Origin of the sequence: Vitiosangium sp. GDMCC 1.1324 (assembly GCF_003044305.1) — a bacterium.
Classification (GTDB): Bacteria; Myxococcota; Myxococcia; order Myxococcales; family Myxococcaceae; genus Archangium.
This window is the reverse complement of sequence record NZ_PZOX01000031.1, coordinates 17,134-33,594: the sequence shown is the minus strand read 5'-3', so window position 1 is coordinate 33,594 and position 16,461 is coordinate 17,134. Positions and strand designations below refer to the sequence as shown.

Sequence of the window (16,461 nt, the reverse complement as noted above, 5' to 3'; positions counted from 1 at the left end):
GGGGCTACTTCAGGAGCTCGCCTCTTTCGGCCTTCGCGACGAGCGACGCGGGCGGCAGGAAGTGCTTCCCGTAGCGCTCCGCGAGCTCGCGTGCGCGGATGACGAAGCCGCGCGGCCCCGTGCCGGTAGGCCCTTCGTAGCCGTTGATGTATTGCACGACGCCTCCCGTCCACGGCGGGAAGCCGATTCCGAGGAGGGAGCCCACGTTCGCGTCGGCGGCGGAGCGGAGGACGCCTTCGTCGAAGCACTTCACCGTGTCGATGGCCTCGGCGAACAGCATCCGCTCCTTCATGTCCTCGAAGGGGATGGTGTAACCGGGCTTGGTGTAGTGCTGGGCGAGCCCCGACCAGAGGCCCGTGCGCTTGCCATCCACGTAGTCATAGAAGCCACCCCCGGTGGAGCGGCCCTTGCGCTGGTACTGGTCGATCATCGCGTCCATGACCGCGTAGCTGCCATGGTCCATCCACGGCTGGCCAGCGGCCTCGGCGGCGGCCTTGGTCTCGAGGCGGATCTTTCGCGGCAGGGTCAACGTCAACTCGTCCACCAGCTGGAGCGGAGCCGCGGGGTAGCCCGCCTGGAGGCCCGCCTGCTCGATGGAGGCGGGCGAAATCCCCTCGCCCACCATGGCGATGGCCTCGTTGAGGAACGTGCCAATCACCCGGCTGGTGAAGAAGCCCCGGCTGTCGTTGACGACGATGGGCGTCTTTCCAATCTGGACCGCGATGTCGATGGCCTTCGCCAGCGTGGCGTCGCTCGTCGTCTTGCCCGCGATGAGCTCGAGCAGCGGCATCTTGTCCACCGGGGAGAAGAAGTGCATCCCGACGAAGTCGGCCGGCCGCTTCACGCCCTCGGCGAGCAGGGTGATGGGCAGGGTCGAGGTGTTGGAAGCAAGCACCGCGTCCGGGGCGACCACGCCTTGAATCTCCTGGAAGACCTGGTGCTTGAGCTTCACGTCCTCGAAGACCGCTTCGATGACCAGGTCACAGCCCGCGAGCGCGGCGGCATCCGCGGCGGGTTGGATTCGAGCGAGGAGCGCGTCGCCCTTCTCCTTCGTGGACTGGCCCTTCTGGATGGCCTTCTCCACCAGCTTGACGGAGTACTGCTTGCCCTTCTCGGCGGAGGCGAGGCTCACGTCCTTGAGCACCACGTCGATGCCGGCCTTGGCGCACACATAGGCAATGCCGGCGCCCATCATCCCGGCGCCGAGGACACCGACCTTCTTCGCCGTGTGCTGCGGGAAGCCCTTGGGGCGGTTGCCGCCCGAGCTGATGTGCTGCATGTCGAAGAAGAACGCCTGAATCATGTTCTTCGCGACCTGGCCGGTGACGAGCTCGGTGAAGTAGCGCGACTCGATGGTGAACGCGGTGTCGATGTCCACCTGCGTGCTCTCGACGGCCGTCGCCATGATGGCGCGCGGCGCGGGCATGTTCGCGCCCTTGAGTTGCTTGCGCAGGTTGGCGGGGAACGCGGGCAGGTTCGCCGCGAGCGAGGGCGAGGACGGGGTACCGCCCGGAATCTTGTAGCCCTTCTGCTCCCACGGCTGCTGCGCCGTGGGGTTCGCCTTCACCCAGGCCCTGGCCGCGGGCAGGAGTGCGTCCACCGACTCCACCACCTCGTGCACGAGGCCTATCTCCTTCGCCTCCTGCGGCCGGTAACGCTGGCCCTGGAGGAGGACCTTCATCAGCGCGTCCACGATGCCGAGCATGCGCACCGTACGCACCACGCCTCCGCCTCCGGGAAGCAGCCCGAGCGTCACCTCCGGCAGCCCGACCTGCGCGCCCTTGACGTCGGCGATGATGCGCCGGTGACACGCGAGCGCGATCTCGAGCCCGCCTCCGAGCGCCGCGCCGTTGATGGCCGCGACCACGGGCTTGCCCAGGGTCTCCAGCGCCCGCAGCTGCGCCTTGATCTCCAGTCCGAGCTCGAAGACCGGCTTCGCCTCGTCCTTCTTCACGTTGCGCAAGTCGTTCAGATCGCCCCCCGCGAAGAATGTCTTCTTCGCCGAGGTGATGATGACGCCCGTGACGGTGTCCTTCTCCTTGACCAGACGGTCCACGGTCGCGCGCATGGACTTCACATATGCGGCGTTCATCGTGTTGGCGGACTGGCCCGGATCATCCAACGTCAAGACCACGATGCCGTCGGCGTCTCGCTCCCAGCGGATGGTGTTCTGCTCGCTCATGGGTTCGCTCGAATGTTGTCGTAAGAAGAGGGGGAAGAGGTTCAAACGCGCTCGACGAGGGTGGCCACGCCCATCCCGCCGCCGACGCACAGGGTGACGACCGCGCGGCGCGCCTTCCGCCGCTCGAGCTCGTCCACCACGGTCCCGAGAATCATCGCGCCAGTGGCCCCGAGCGGGTGGCCCATGGCGATCGCACCGCCGTTGACGTTGAGCTTCTCGCTCGGGATGGCGAGGTCCTTCTGGTACTTGAGGACCACGGAGGCGAAGGCCTCGTTGAGCTCGAAGAGGTCGATGTCCCGGATGGAGAGGCCGGCAATCTCGAGCAGCTTGCGGGTGGCCGGAATCGGGCCGGTGAGCATGATGGTGGGGTCCGCACCGGACGTGGCGACGGCGGCGATGCGCGCCCGCGGCGTGAGTCCGAGCGCCTTGCCGACCTTCTCCGAGCCCAGCAGCACGAGCGCCGCGCCGTCCACAATGCCGGACGAGTTCCCCGGCGTGTGCACGTGGTGGATCTTCTCCACGAAGTGGTACTTCTGCAGCGCCACCGCGTCGAAGCCGCCGGCCTCGCCAATCCCAACGAAGGACGGGTTGAGCTGACCGAGCGAGGCCACGGTGGAGTCCGGGCGCATGTGCTCGTCGCGCTCCAGCACGGTGAGTCCATTCTGGTCTACCACCGGAATGACGGAGTTCTTGAAGTATCCGGCGGCCCAGGCCTTGGCCGCTCGCTCCTGCGACTGCACGGCATAGCGGTCCACGTCCTCGCGGGTGAAGCCTTCCATCGTCGCGATCAGGTCCGCGGAGATGCCCTGAGGCACGAAGTAGGTGTCATAGTTGGTGGCGGGGTCCTGGGCCCAGGCGCCACCGTCCGAGCCCATCGGGACGCGCGACATGCTCTCCACTCCGCCCGCGATGACCAGGTGCTCCCAGCCCGAGCGCACCTGCTGGGCGGCCATGTTCACCGCGGTCAGGCCCGAGGCGCAGAAGCGGTTGAGCTGGACTCCACCGGTCGTCTCCGGGAGTCCGGCCGCGAGCACCAGGGTCCGGGCGATGTCCGCGCCCTGCTCCCCGACCGGAGAGACCACGCCGAGCACCACGTCGTCGATCCGCTGGGGATCCAGGTTCGGGTGGCGTTTCTTGAGCGCATCCACCAGGCCGACGAGCAGCGAGATGGGCTTGGTTCCGTGCAGTGCGCCCTTCTTGCCCTTGCCGCGGGGAGTGCGAACAGCGTCGAAGATGAAAGCTTCCTGGCTCACGGAGAGCCTCCTTGCGAAACGATGGGAGTGGTTCAGAGGGAACGGGCGACGAGCTCTTTCATGATCTCATTCGCGCCGGCGAAGATCCGCAACACGCGGGTATCGGCGAACAGGTGGGCAATGGGGTATTCCTTCATGTACCCATAACCGCCAAACAATTGCAGGCAGCGGTCCACGACGATGCAGGCCTGGTCGGTCACCCAGTACTTGGCCATGGCCGCCGTGGTCACGTCGAGCTGTCCCTCGAGGTGGGATTGGATGCAGTCATCGATGAAGGTGCGGCAGACACGCTTCAGGGTCGCGCACTCCGCGAGCTCGAAGCGCGTGTTCTGCAGTTCGAGGAGGGGTTTGCCGAAGACGCGACGCTGCTTGGTGTACTCGACCGTCAACTCCACGGCACGCTCGAGGCTCGCCATCCCGATGAGTGCCACGCTCAGCCGCTCCTGGGGCAGCTGCTGCATCATCTGGACGAAACCACGGCCCTCCTCGCCACCGAGCAGGTTGACCGCGGGGACCTTCAGGTCATCGAAGAAGAGCTCGGTCGTGTCCTGGCCCTTGCCGCCGAGCTTGTCGAGGATACGGCCCCGCTCGAAGCCGGGCGTCGTGTCGGAGACCTCGGCGCACAACAGCGAGATGCCGGCGTGACCCTTCGCGTCCCCCGTCCGCACGGCAATGATGATGAAGTCACAGACATGGCCGTTGGAGATGAAGGTCTTCGCGCCGCTCACACGGTAGAAATCGCCGTCCCGAACCGCACGGGTGGTGATGGCCTGGAGGTCCGAACCGGTCCCCGGCTCGGTCATGGCGATGGCTCCCACCCACTCGCCGCTCGCGAGCTTGGGCAGCCACTTCTGTTTCTGAGCCTCGGACGCATAGGCGAGGATGTAGTGCGCGACGATGGAGCAATGCACCGAGAAGCCCATCGAGGGGTCCCCGGCGCGGATCTGCTCCTCGATGAGGACCGCCTCATGCGCGAACGTGCCGCCTCCTCCGCCGTAGGCCTCCGGAATGGACATGCACAGGAGCCCAAGCTCGCCCGCTCGCCGATAGAGCGCCTTGTCTGGATAACCCTGGGCCACGTGCTTGGACACGTTGGGAAGGACCTCTTTCGTGAAGTAGCTGGCCGCGAGCCCGCGCACCTGTTCGAGCTCGTCCGAGCTCCATGGGGAACGTTTCGTCATGTCTGCCTCCCTCCTCTCAGGTTCCGCTCTAGAGCCCGAACGTCTTGCCGATGATGTCGCGCTGGATTTCGCTCGTGCCGCCATAGACGGTGGAGATCACCGTGGCGCGCAGATGCGACTCCATGTCGTATTCGAGGGCATAGCCGTAGCCCCCCATCATCTGCATGCCTTCGAGCGCCACGCGCTTGGCCGTCTCGGTCGTCTTCAGCTTCGCCATCGACGCCTCGCGAGGGAGCATCCGCTCGGGCGCCTCGTCCGCCATCGCGGCCACGCGGTAGATGAGCAGCTCACAGCAATCCAGCTCGGTGGCGAGGTCAGCGATCCGGTGCTTGAGCGCCTGGAAGGAACCGATCGGCTGGCCGAACTGCTTGCGCTCCTTCACGTACGCAACGGCGTCATCGAAGGCGCGCCGGCCGCGGCCGAGCATGGCCGCGGCGAGGATGAGTCGCTCGCAGTTGAGCCCCGCCATCAGTTGGCGCCAGGCCTGGTCCACGGCTCCGACCACGGCGCTCTCGGGCAGGAAGCAGTCGGTGAAGTAGACGTCATTCACGTCCTTGCCGCCCAGGGTGGGGATACCGCGAATCTCCATCCCCGGCGTGCCCGCGGGGACACAGAACATGGTGAAGCCCTCGTGCCGCCCGCCCGAGGGGTTGGTGCGAGCCACGAGCAGAATATGGTCCGCGATGTGCGCGTTCGAGCACCAGGTCTTCTGCCCGTTGATGATGAATCCTCCCGAGGTCCGGGTCGCGCGGCAGGTGAGCGCGGCGACGTCCGAGCCGGCTCCGGGTTCGGACATGGCGATCGCCTCCACGCGGCCGCGGATGATGCCGCCGAGGATCGTCTCGCGCTGGCTCTCGGTCCCGAACTTCATGTACGGACCGGCGGCGACCGCCGTGGTGACGTAGCCACCCACCGGGGCGAGTCCGTACGAGGTCCGCTCGGCGAAGAGACACATGTCGGACAAGCCACCGTCCGAGCCGCCATACGTCGACGGGATGCCCACTCCGAGCCAGCCGAGCTCGGCCATCTGCGCATAGAGGGCGGCGTTGTGGGCCTCGGCGCCGTGATGAGTCAGGGCGTCGCGCTGCGCGCGCGTACCCGTCTTGTCGCGGCAGAACGCGTCGATGGCGGCGGCGAACGAGGCTTGCTCCGGTGTTCTCACATGCATGGGGAGTCTCTTGGGTGGTGGTTCCAGGAGGTGGGGAATCAGGCGTTCGCGTAGAGCGTGGCGATGCGCTCGGCGTACTGCTCGAGGATGACGCGGCGCTTGAGCTTGAGGGTGGGCGTGAGCTGGCCCGTCGTGGGAGACCACGCCTCGGGGACCACCTCGAAGCGTTTGATCTGCTCCGCGCGGGAAAGCCGGGCGTTGGTCGAGGCAACGAGCGACTCGAGCTCGGCGAGAATCGCTGGCTCACGCGAGAGGTCGGCGAGCGGCCGCGGCGCGAGGCCATGGGCCTTGGCCCAGAGCGGCGCGGCGTCCGGGTCGAGCGAGACGAGTGCCGTCACGTAGGGCCGGCGGTCGCCAATCGCGATCGCCTGACCGACGAGTGAATGGGCACGCAGCATGCCCTCGATCCGGGATGGCGCGATGTTCTTCCCGCTCGAGGTGATGAGGAGCTCCTTCTTGCGGTCGGTGATGGTGAGGAATCCGTCGGCGTCGAGCGTGCCGATGTCGCCGGTGGCGAGCCAGCCGTCCGCGTCGACGGCGCTGACGATCTGGCCCTCCGCGGCGAGATAGCCGAGGAACACCACGGGGCCACGGACGAAGATCTCACCGTCCTCGGCCAGCCGGAGCTGCATTCCGGGAATGGGCTGGCCCACGGCACCAACGCGGAAGTCCGCGGGCGTGTTGATGGTGGCACAGCCTGTGGTTTCGCTCATGCCCCAGACCTCGAGCACCTTGATCCCGAAGCCTCCGAGGTACTCGAGAATGTCGACGGGGATGGGCGCCGAGCCGCTGCTCGCCCACTGGAGCGCGTCCAATCCGAGCGTCCGGCGCAGGGGCTTGAGGACCCTGGCATCCACCTCCGCGGCCTTCTGCTGGAGCTCCGAGGGCACGGCTCTTCCGGCGCCTTCGAGCCGGAAGGCCTCCAGGACCACCGCATAAGCGGCGAGGATGGCCTCGCGCTGAGAAGACTCGAGCGTGCCCAGCTTCGCCCGCAGGCCCCCGGCGAGCTTCTCCCAGACGCGCGGCACTCCGAAGAACGCGGGGGGAGACACCTTGGCCATCAGCGGCACCACGCCCGCCGGATCCGCGCAGATGTGCACATGCAGCGCCTTGTAGAGTGCACGGTAGAAGCCGAGCTCGCGCTCCGCGATATGCGCCAGCGGGAGATAGGCGATCGACGGGGACTGCATGGGGACGGGGGCGGCGAGGTCCACCGAGATCGCCTCATAGAAGGCATTCCGGTGGCTCAGCACCACGCCTTTGGGATCGCCCGTGGTGCCCGAGGTGTACATCATCGCGATCGGATCCTCGGGCCGGATGGTTTTCCAGCCGTCCTCGAAGACCCGTGAATCCGCCTGATGCAACCTGCGTCCCTCGGCCTCGACCTCCGCGAAGGAGACGAAGCGCGCATCCCCGGCGGGGATGGCTGATGAATCGAGGACGATGATCCGTTTGAGCGTCAGGAGCGTTTCGAGCACCGGCCGCCACCGTGCGACCTCCTCCGCGCCCTCCAGCACCACCACCGTGGCCCCGCTGTGCCGCGCGACGTAACCCACCTGCTCGGTGCTCAGGGTCTGGTACGCGGTACAGGGAATGGCGGCGAGGTGGACTGCGGCGAAGTCGATGAGCCAGTGCTCGGGCCGGCTGGACATCATGATCATCATCCGCTCGCCTCGCGTCAGCCCGAGCGCGCCGAGCCCGCGGGCGAGCGCCGCGGTCTGTTCGCGCAGCTGTGCCCAGGAGAGCGTCTTGTCTCCGGAGCTGAGAGCGGGAGCGCCCGCGTATTCTTCGGCATTGCGTTTGAGGAGCAGCGGCAGCGTGAGCTTGCTTGCCTGTGATTGACACTGCGCTTCCAAGGCTGCGAGCGGCGGACCCATGGGAACCTCCTCGAGTCAATGGACAAACGTGCTGTTGTGTTCCTCTTCAGGGGTCGACGTAGAGGTCGAGCAAGACGTCAGGGCCGCCCCCATAGCGGCTGAAGTCGGTGATGCCCTCGGAGCGGAGGACGTCCTCATCGATGAAGGTCTGCCCCGTGCAATCGCGCGGCGGGCGCTGGAGGATGGCCACGGCCGCGTCCGCCATGATCTCCGGCGAGCGGGCCCGCTCCATCGATGCGTCGCCCCCGAGGATGTTCTTCACGGCGGCGGTGGCGATGAGCGTTCGGGGCCAGAGGGCATTCGCGGCGATGCCGGCCTCGGCCAGCTCCGCGGCCCAACCGAGCGTGAGCAGGGTCATCCCGTACTTGGCGAGTGTGTACGCCGGATGCAGGCCCATCCAGCGCGGCGCGAGGTTGACCGGTGGCGAGAGCGAGAGGATGTGCGGGTGGGGGGATCTCCGCAGGTGCGGAATCGCCGCGCGTGTCAGGAGGAACGTCCCCCGCAGCTGGATCTGCTGCATCAGGTCGAAACGCTTGACCGGCAGCTCTTCGGTCTTGAGCGGAGCGAGGGCGCTCGCGTTGTTGACGCAGAAGTCGATGCCGCCAAAGCGCGCCACGGTCTCATCCACGGCCCGCTGCACGGCCGCTTCGTCGCGCACGTCACCCACCACCGCGAGCGCCTGGCCGCCCGCGGCTTCGATCTCCGCGGCCGCCGTGTGCACCGTCCCGGGCAGCCGTGGATCCGGCGTGTCGGTCTTCGCCAGGAGCGCGACATTGGCCCCCAGGCGCCCCGCCGCGACGCCGATCGCCAGCCCGATTCCGCGGCTTCCTCCGGACATCAACAGCGTGCGTCCCGCAAGAGGCCTCGAAGTCATCACTCGTCCTTTCCTCGCTTGCGCCCTACCCCTGCCCCCCGGGAATCGCCGCGCTCGGGGTGGGCGTCTTGATGAAGCTGGGGGAACACGTCACGCACGATCGTGATGAGCGCTTCGCTCAAGAGCAGGTGCGCGTCCTCTCGCGAGAGTGTCCCGCCGCGGATCCACTCGCGGATGGTGGCTTTCACCAGACCACCATAGGAGCGCATCATCGCCCGCTGCCGCGCGTCACTTCCGACCTCGACCTTGAGACCCAGGAACTCGAGCGTCTTCGAAGCGGCCACGTCGTCCGCCTCCGAGATGATGCGCTCGACCTCCGGATCCGCGCCGATGCCCCCCGCGCCGGTAACCGCCACATAGGTCTTTCCGTGGGTCGCCACCGTATCGAGGTACCACTCGACACTGCGCTCCACCCGCTGCCGCAAGGTTCCCGTCATGGGCACACTCTCGTCCAGGCCGGGCATGAGCAGCATTCTCTTCACGACCTTCAAATAGAGATCCCGCTTCTGCCCGAAGTAGTGATTGAGCAATCCTCGGGCGACGCCCGCCTCCCGGGCGATGTCCGTGGTGGAGACTTCCGCGTACGGGCGCTCGCCGAACATCCGCGTGGCGCACTCCAGAATCTGCTCCCTGCGCGTGTCAGGCTCGAGCCGTTTCCAGCGAGGAGCTGCGGCCGGGCTCATGACTTCTGCTCCCGCCAGGGCAGGAACGCCGGCAGGTCCCGCTCCAACGTTCGAGGGAACTTCGCGGGCCGCTTCTGCAGGAACGACATCACCCCTTCCTCCGCGTCCGCGTTCTGGGCACAGCTCGCGATGAGCTGGCTGTCGAGTGCGAAGGCGGGCTCGGGCGAAGGGAGCGCGCTCATCCGGTAGAGTGCCTGCCGGATGACGGCCACGGACACTGGCGCGGTCGTCTCGACCAGTTCGCGGGCGAGCGCATAGGCGGCATCGAGCAGAGCCTCAGGCTCGTGGAGGGACTTGATCAGTCCCGCGCCGAGCGCCTCTTCCGCGGGAATCAGACGGCCACTCACCATCCAATCGAGCGCACGCCCCATTCCGACGATACGTGGCAGGAACCAGCACGAGCCCGCTTCCGGATAGATGCCACGCCGACTGAAGACGAAACCGAAGCGGCTGTCTTTCGCGGCGAGGCGGAAGTCCGCGGGGAGGATCATCGTCGAGCCCACGCCCACCGCGGCGCCGCGGACGGCGGCGATGACCGGCTTCCGCAGCGCGAACAGCTTGCGAGTCACCCGGGTCGCCGGCTCGACCCAGCCGCGCTCCAGGTGCTCGATATTCGACACTTCGAACGAGCGGCCGCTCAAGTCCGCGCCCACGCAGAAATCCTTGCCGGCGCCGGTGAGGACGACCACGCGCACGTCTTCATTTGCGTCGGCGTGGCTGAGCGCGTCGCTGAGCTCGTCCGCCATGGTCACGGTGAATCCGTTCCTCGCCTCGGGACGGTGCAACTCCAGGGTAGCGACCCGATCCGCAACCGAAGACCGGATGTGTTGGTAGCTCATGAGTGGGGCCTCTATCCGCGTGATGATGGTGGCTTGTTGGCACTGTGTCAACAACAACAGGCTTTGACGCACTCCCTGTGAAGCCATGCCTGGTGTCCGACGTGTTGCGTCATCCTGGTCGCATTCTTCTCGTTGCGGCCGGTAAAACGGCCCATGTGCTGGCGGGATGTCGGGGGCTGGACACGCGCGGCCAGGGATGAGTACGACCGGGCCACTGGAGTAGCGCCCGGTCGAGCCGCCCCGAAATGCGCTGCCGCAGTTGGGGGCCCGGATGCTGAACACCTGCGCTCATACACCTGATCGTTTTCAAAGGAGACCCCATGGACTTCCAACATTCGCCCCGCGTCACGGAGCTGCAGAATCGGCTCAATGCCTTCATGAAAGAGCACGTCTATCCGAACGAACACACGTTCGCGCAGCAGGTGCAGAAGAACCGCTGGGCGTCGCCGCCGATCATCGAGGAGTTGAAGGCCAAGGCGAAAGCGCAAGGGCTGTGGAACCTGTTCATGCCGGGCACCGAGCATGGCGGCGCCGGCCTGACCAACCTCGAGTACGCGCCGCTGGCTGAAATCATGGGCCGCGTGTTCTGGGCACCCGAGGTCTTCAACTGCTCCGCGCCCGACACCGGCAACATGGAAGTGTTCGCGCGGTACGCGACGCCCGAGCAACAGAAGAAATGGCTGGAACCGCTGCTGGAAGGCAAGATCCGCTCGGCCTATGTCATGACGGAGCCGAATGTGGCTTCCAGCGACGCGACCAACGTCGAGCTCTCGATCCGCGCGGAAGGCGACGAGTACGTCATCAACGGCACCAAGTGGTTCGCCACCGGCGCGATGCACGAGAACTGCCAGATCTTCATCGTCATGGGAAAGACCGATCCGGACAATCCGAACCGCCACCTGCAGCAATCCCAGGTACTGGTCGAGCGCGGCACGCCGGGCATGCGCATCAAGCGTCCGCTGTCGACGCTGGGTTACTGGGAGGAGCCGCACGGCCACGCCGAAATCGTGTTCGACAACGTGCGCGTGCCGAAATCGAACATCCTCCTCGGCGAGGGCCGCGGTTTCGAGATCGCCCAGGGCCGCCTTGGCCCAGGCCGCATCCATCACTGCATGCGCGTGATCGGCGCCGCCCAGCGCGCACTAGAATACGCCTGCAAACGCGTGGAGAATCGCGTGGCCTTCGGCAAGAAGCTGAGCACCCAGGGCTCGGTGCGCGAGGCCATCGCGGTCATGGCGTCCAAGGTCGAAATGTGCCGTCTGATGACGCTGCGCGCGGCGGACAAGATGGATCGCGTCGGCAATAAAGATGCGAAGGACCTGATTGCGATGGCGAAAATCATGGTGCCGCAGCTCGGTTTCGAAGTCATCGACATGGCGATCCAGATGCACGGAGCCGGCGGTCTGACCGGGGACTACTTCCTCGCCGAGGCGTTCAACTACGCACGCTGGTGCCGCATTGCCGATGGTCCCGATCAGGTCCACATGATGGCGCTCGGCAAGCAGGTCATCCAGGAGCTGTCGGCGCTTTGAACAGGGAAGCGACTTCGTCCGGCATCGCAGTCAGTGGGTTCACGAATTTTCAAGGAGGCATATTCATGTCCGAGGCAGTCGACACGCTGAATGTCGAAAATCTGCAGAAGTATCTGGCTGCGCGGATTGCCGATTTCGGCACGATTCAGGAATGCACCAAATTCGCGGACGGTCAGTCCAATCCGACCTTCATGGTGCGCACCGAGAAGAGCAGATACGTGCTGCGCCGGAAGCCGCCCGGATTGCTGCTGAAATCGGCGCATGCGGTCGACCGCGAATACCGCGTGATGAAGGCGCTGGCTGCGACCCGGGTGCCGGTGCCGAGGATGTTCGCACTGTGCGACGACGACAGCGTCATCGGCTCGATGTTCTATGTGATGGAATTCGTCGAGGGCCGCATTTTCTGGAACAGCGCGCTGCCGGAACAGACACCGGCCGAACGCCGCGCCATCTACGATGAGATGGTGCGCGTACTCGCCGCGATGCATACGGTCAACCTGGAGCAGGTCGGGCTCACCGACTACGGCCGCCCCGGCAACTATTTCGAGCGGCAGATCAAGCGTTGGACCGAACAATACCGAGCCAGCCAGACCGGCACCCTGCCGGCAATGGAAAAGCTGATGGAGTGGCTGCCCCGCAACATGCCGGCCGACGACGGACAGGTCGCGCTGAACCACGGCGACTACCGCATGGACAATGTCATGTTCCATCCCGCCGAGCCGCGCATCGTCGCGGTGCTCGACTGGGAGCTGTCGACGCTCGGCCACCCGTGGGCGGATCTCGCGTATCAATGCATGCATTTGCGCCTGCCACCGGATGCGGCGATCCCTGGTCTCGGCGGTCTCGACCGCCAGGCACTCGGCATTCCCTCGGAAGAAGAGTATGTCGCGCGCTATTGCGAGCTGACCGGCATCAAGGCCATCCCGAACTGGGACTTCTACATCATCTTCAGCTTCTTCCGCATCGCCGCGATTCTGCAGGGCGTCTACAAGCGTGCCCTCGACGGCAATGCGTCGAGCAAGAAGGCGATGGACTACGGCGCGCTGGCCGGTCCGATCGCGGAGATGGCCGCGGCGATGATCAAATGACACCAGCCGACACGAAGGAGGACTCCATGAACAAGAATCGTTTTGATCTGACGGGCCACGTGGCGATGGTGACCGGCGCGTCGAGCGGTCTCGGCGAGCATTTCGCGCAGGTACTGGCCGAAGCCGGCGCCAAGGTGGTCGTCGCCGCGCGCCGTGTCGATCGCCTGCGGCAGCTGGCCGATCGCATCAAGACTGCCGGTGGTGATGCCGCGACCGTGACGATGGATGTCACCGATCGCGACAGCGTGAACGCCGCGTTCGCGGAGGCGGGCAGGTTCTTCGGCCCCATCGATGTGCTGATCAACAACGCCGGCGTCGCCCGATCGATGCTCTTCGCGAAGACGCAGGAAGAAGACTGGGACTACGTCGTCGACACCAACCTGAAAGCGGCGTGGCGCGTCGCCCGTGCGTTTGTCGATCAACTGAGCATGGCCGGTAGGCCCGGCAGCATCGTCAACATCTCGTCCATCCTCGGCCTCGGTGTCGGCTATGGCGAATCGCTGTATGCCACGTCCAAGGCGGGCCTGATCCAGCTCACCAGGCACATGGCGCTGGAGTTGATGCGCAACAACATCCGCGTCAACGCACTCTGCCCCGGCTACATCGAAACCGAGCTCAATTCCGACTACTTCAAGTCAGAGCGGGGTCAGACCTACCTCAAGAACAATATCCCGTCGAAGAAGCTGGGTTCGATGGAAGACCTCTCAGGCGCACTGCTGCTGTTGGCCAGCGGCGCCGGCGCCTTCATCACCGGTGTCGCACTCCCCGTCGATGGCGGTCATCTGCTGCACTCGCTATAACCACCGCTGCCTCTGGCCCGGATTGAGCCGGAGGCAGCGGCTCTCTTCAGGGGTTCCAGTTGGCCTGGAAGGCGTCATCCCGGAGCTCTAGAGCGTCTTCAGGTACTCGATGACGGCCCAACGCTCGTCGTCCGTGAGCGACTGCGTGAAGTCATGCCCGCCGTTGTCAAGCCCATAGAGATGCGAATTGAAGATCATCCGCGAGCGAATCTGCTTCTGGGTGACGGGCGGCGGTGACTGGTATGCGAGCGAGTTGTAGTTGGCGACGAGGTTGGCGATGTTCGCGAAGAGGATGTCGGCCGTCGCCATCTCCTGGCTGCAGGGGATGAACGGATCGTTGCTCGGGACATCTCCGCAGGCAAGTGCCGTCACCTTCCAGCCGAGCTTCGCGAAGTCATACGAGGCATGGCTCGGGTCGTAACCCGCGTTGGTTCCCAGCACGTTGGCGGAGGTCTGCTGGCGCTTCCACACCGACCGGCGATCCGACGGCTTCAGCACCTCCCAGATGGTGGGCACGCTTCCGTTGTGGAAATAAGGCGCGGAGGCCCACGAGCCGTAGAGCGGCGGCGCCATGTAGCCGAACGGCTCGATCCACGTGTTCGGCCCTTCGGGTGAGTAGACGGGCCCGAGGCCGTTGTCGTACGCGCTGCGCGGCACGCGGCGCAGGGCGCTCGAGATGAGGTCGTCGTAGAAGGGACCGTGGTTTGGGGCCTGGTCGTTGTAGGCGAGGAAGGACGTGTTCCAGGCTCTGCGCTTACGCTCGTCGGCCATCAGTTGCTCGCGCGCCGGATCCGTCCGGATGGTTTCGATGGGCGTGATGACGCCGGCAATGCCCTTGAGACGGGGATCGGGCAGGTACGCGGGGTTGGCGGCGTAGCGTGGCGAGTAGACGCCATGGCAGCTCGCGCAGGAGCCATTGCCTGCAGCCTTCGGGATGTTGGCATTGGCGCCGTTCGCCCAGAGGTCACGCTCGTGAAAGAGCACGGCTCCTTGCTCGGCGAGCGCGGTGTTGATCGTCTTGGGATAGACGGGGGGCGAGAGCGAGATGAAGAAGTTGTCGTTGTCCTCGAACTCGGCGGTCAGCGCGCGGCGCTGCGCGGGCGTGCGGCCCAGGTTCGCGATTCCAAATGCCATCTCCGAACGGACGTTGTCCGAGGTGAGCGCCCCATCCCAGAACTGGCGCGTCTTGAACGCGCGGTACCACCAGTTGGGCGCACGGGACATGCCTCCCGCATGGGTCGGGAAATACTCGAGCAGGCTCGGTGCCAGGGCGAGCGAGTCCATGTCGAAGAGGGCGGGCAGGAGGTCGACGATGCCAATGGCGTCACTCGTGCCGCGGCCCACGCTCCAGGGCACGGGCGCGAGTTGGAGCACCGTCCCCACGCCCGTGGACCGGAAGAAGTCGGACTGGATCAAGCCGGGATCGATCGCGTCGTTCGAACGGCCCCACACGAAGCTGGCCTCCTGCTCGGTCCCGAGCCGCGAATCGTGGCAGCCCGAGCAGCCGGAGCTGATTTTTCCCGTGTAGAACCCGTTCTCGTCCCGCTCCTGCACGATTCCCAGCGGAAGCTGCCCGCTGCCGCCATTGGTGAGGTTGGGGTTCTCCCACGGCAGCGGGTAGGGGTTGCGGAATGGCGCCTTCGCGAGCCCATAGCGCTTGATGATCTGATCATCGAAGTCGGCGGGGCGGATGAGGTAGCCCCAGAGCAGATAGAGGTTGTAGTAGGCGAGCGAGGTGGTGAAGGGCTGGAAGTAGGCACGGGTCTCGATGTTCGTCCGGCCCCGAGCGACGCTCGCGCGAAATTCGCCGCAGGTCTTCGGATTCGGAGCCAGGTTCGAGACGAACGGCGCCGGCGGCGTGTGCAGGTCCACCCAGTAGGCATTGAACTGCACCGCGGCCCCAGGCTTGTTGACGCCGGGCACCACCAGGGTGCGCGGATCCACCGGCAACGGAGTGGAATCCGGTTGCCCAGCACATGCCGCCGCGAACGGCGACCGGATGGCTGTCGACTCCAACAACGGCAACGGGTCCGCAGCCGCCCGAGAGGCGCTCAGGGCGCTCAGGGCGAAGATCAGAAAACTCGAAAACGCCAACTCACGGTTCCACCGCAATCTCATGGCGCAGCCCTCCATTACGTATTGGCACAGTGCCAACAAGGCGTTCTTTAGGCCGCTGGGGTGGGCGTCCACAATGCGCAGCGCGTCAACGAGCGCCATCGCTTACCGCATCATCCGGTGGACAACAGAGAAAGCCGACCCATGCAGTTGGCCGAAGAAAAGGCACTGCCAGGTTGGATTCATGCGTATCGCCACGGCAAATGTCTTGGATTCACGCGGCATTGGAGAGCAGGGCAATGGCAAACAACCTGCATGACCCTGCTTTGAGAGGGAGACGGGCGGCCTCAGCCCGTCCGCCCGAGGACGAGCCGCTCGGAGTGCTGCCGGATGCGAGCGGCCTCCGCGGTGAGCCCCGCGGCCTCCAGGCGTCCGATGACCCAGTCCAGCGCCGCCTGCATGGAGGGAGCGATGAAGTACGGGGTGGGCATGGGCTTGAGGTGGAAGACGACACTCACGACCAGCCGGACCATGGGCGAGGTGATGAGGAGGCAGGTGCCGAGCGTCACCTGCCGGAAGAGTTCCTCATGCTCCCGCAGGAACTCCGCCATGCGCTGGCGTTGCGCGGCGGGGATGCCAGCAAAGGAGCGGGTGTCGATGATGCTGACGTACTTCTGCCCACGCCGAAGGCACGCGCTCAAACGGGCCTGGTACTCCTCCTGTTGCTCCGGCGAGGGAGTGCCCACGTAGCGCACCAGGAGCAGCGGCCACAGCGACTCGTCATCGAAGTCGACACGGCCAGCCATGCCCTACCTCCCCAGGGTGCACGAGGGCCTCCCCGTATCGCGGTGTCACACTGCACTCTGACTGCCCCCGGCCTTCCCTGCAATGGCAGCCCCCTCCGGGAAGGTGTCCCGGGAAGCAGGCGA

Annotated in this window: 13 protein-coding genes; 3 read left to right on the top strand and 10 right to left on the bottom strand. The window is 65.9% G+C overall.

Annotated features, from left to right (window positions below; translation table 11 throughout):
• Window positions 1-4: 4 nt before the first annotated feature.
• From DAT35_RS51565 to DAT35_RS51530, 8 genes are read right to left on the bottom strand one after another with little or no spacing between them, the layout of a single operon-like run.
• Window positions 5-2,182 carry a 3-hydroxyacyl-CoA dehydrogenase NAD-binding domain-containing protein gene (locus DAT35_RS51565; protein WP_108076863.1) on the bottom strand — a complete coding sequence of 726 codons (2,178 nt, stop codon included), beginning with the start codon at window positions 2,180-2,182 and terminating at the stop codon, window positions 5-7.
• A 41-nt stretch (window positions 2,183-2,223) separates the two neighbouring features.
• On the bottom strand, window positions 2,224-3,435 hold the full coding sequence (locus tag DAT35_RS51560) for an acetyl-CoA C-acetyltransferase (RefSeq protein ID WP_108076862.1): 1,212 nt from the start codon (window positions 3,433-3,435) through the stop codon (window positions 2,224-2,226).
• Window positions 3,436-3,467: 32 nt separating this feature from the next.
• Complete coding sequence (locus DAT35_RS51555; RefSeq protein ID WP_108076861.1) at window positions 3,468-4,616, bottom strand: acyl-CoA dehydrogenase family protein; 1,149 nt, start codon at window positions 4,614-4,616, stop codon at window positions 3,468-3,470.
• Window positions 4,617-4,644: 28 nt separating this feature from the next.
• On the bottom strand, window positions 4,645-5,784 hold the full coding sequence (locus DAT35_RS51550; RefSeq protein WP_108076860.1) for an acyl-CoA dehydrogenase family protein: 1,140 nt from the start codon (window positions 5,782-5,784) through the stop codon (window positions 4,645-4,647).
• 38 nt (window positions 5,785-5,822) lie between these two features.
• Window positions 5,823-7,661, bottom strand: coding sequence for a long-chain fatty acid--CoA ligase (locus DAT35_RS51545; RefSeq protein ID WP_108076859.1), 1,839 nt, complete (start codon window positions 7,659-7,661; stop codon window positions 5,823-5,825).
• 46 nt (window positions 7,662-7,707) lie between these two features.
• Window positions 7,708-8,535 (bottom strand): NAD(P)-dependent oxidoreductase, encoded by an 828-nt coding sequence (locus DAT35_RS51540; RefSeq protein WP_108076858.1) that lies wholly within the window; start codon window positions 8,533-8,535, stop codon window positions 7,708-7,710.
• On the bottom strand, window positions 8,535-9,218 hold the full coding sequence (locus DAT35_RS51535) for a TetR/AcrR family transcriptional regulator (RefSeq protein WP_108076857.1): 684 nt from the start codon (window positions 9,216-9,218) through the stop codon (window positions 8,535-8,537). The genes DAT35_RS51540 and DAT35_RS51535 overlap by 1 nt, the downstream gene beginning before the upstream one ends.
• Window positions 9,215-10,057 carry an enoyl-CoA hydratase-related protein gene (locus tag DAT35_RS51530; protein WP_108076856.1) on the bottom strand — a complete coding sequence of 281 codons (843 nt, stop codon included), beginning with the start codon at window positions 10,055-10,057 and terminating at the stop codon, window positions 9,215-9,217. Before DAT35_RS51530 ends, DAT35_RS51535 begins: the two co-directional genes overlap by 4 nt.
• A 320-nt stretch (window positions 10,058-10,377) precedes the next feature.
• Here DAT35_RS51530 and DAT35_RS51525 point away from each other — a divergent pair, with 320 nt between their 5' ends.
• From DAT35_RS51525 to DAT35_RS51515, 3 genes are all read left to right on the top strand, one after another.
• Window positions 10,378-11,589, top strand: a complete 1,212-nt coding sequence (locus tag DAT35_RS51525) for an acyl-CoA dehydrogenase family protein (protein WP_108076855.1) — start codon at window positions 10,378-10,380, stop codon at window positions 11,587-11,589.
• A gap of 65 nt (window positions 11,590-11,654) precedes the next feature.
• The gene (locus DAT35_RS51520; RefSeq protein ID WP_108076854.1) at window positions 11,655-12,677 is read left to right on the top strand and encodes a phosphotransferase; all 1,023 of its coding nucleotides are present in this window, start codon (window positions 11,655-11,657) and stop codon (window positions 12,675-12,677) included.
• A 26-nt stretch (window positions 12,678-12,703) separates the two neighbouring features.
• Window positions 12,704-13,477 carry an SDR family NAD(P)-dependent oxidoreductase gene (locus DAT35_RS51515; RefSeq protein ID WP_108076945.1) on the top strand — a complete coding sequence of 258 codons (774 nt, stop codon included), beginning with the start codon at window positions 12,704-12,706 and terminating at the stop codon, window positions 13,475-13,477.
• 87 nt (window positions 13,478-13,564) lie between these two features.
• Here the strand turns inward: DAT35_RS51515 and DAT35_RS51510 are convergent, their stop codons facing one another.
• The gene (locus DAT35_RS51510; protein WP_108076853.1) at window positions 13,565-15,595 is read right to left on the bottom strand and encodes a hypothetical protein; all 2,031 of its coding nucleotides are present in this window, start codon (window positions 15,593-15,595) and stop codon (window positions 13,565-13,567) included.
• A 284-nt stretch (window positions 15,596-15,879) separates the two neighbouring features.
• Entirely contained in the window at window positions 15,880-16,338 is a 459-nt protein-coding gene (locus DAT35_RS51505) for an STAS/SEC14 domain-containing protein (protein ID WP_108076852.1), read from the bottom strand.
• Window positions 16,339-16,461 lie beyond the last annotated feature (123 nt).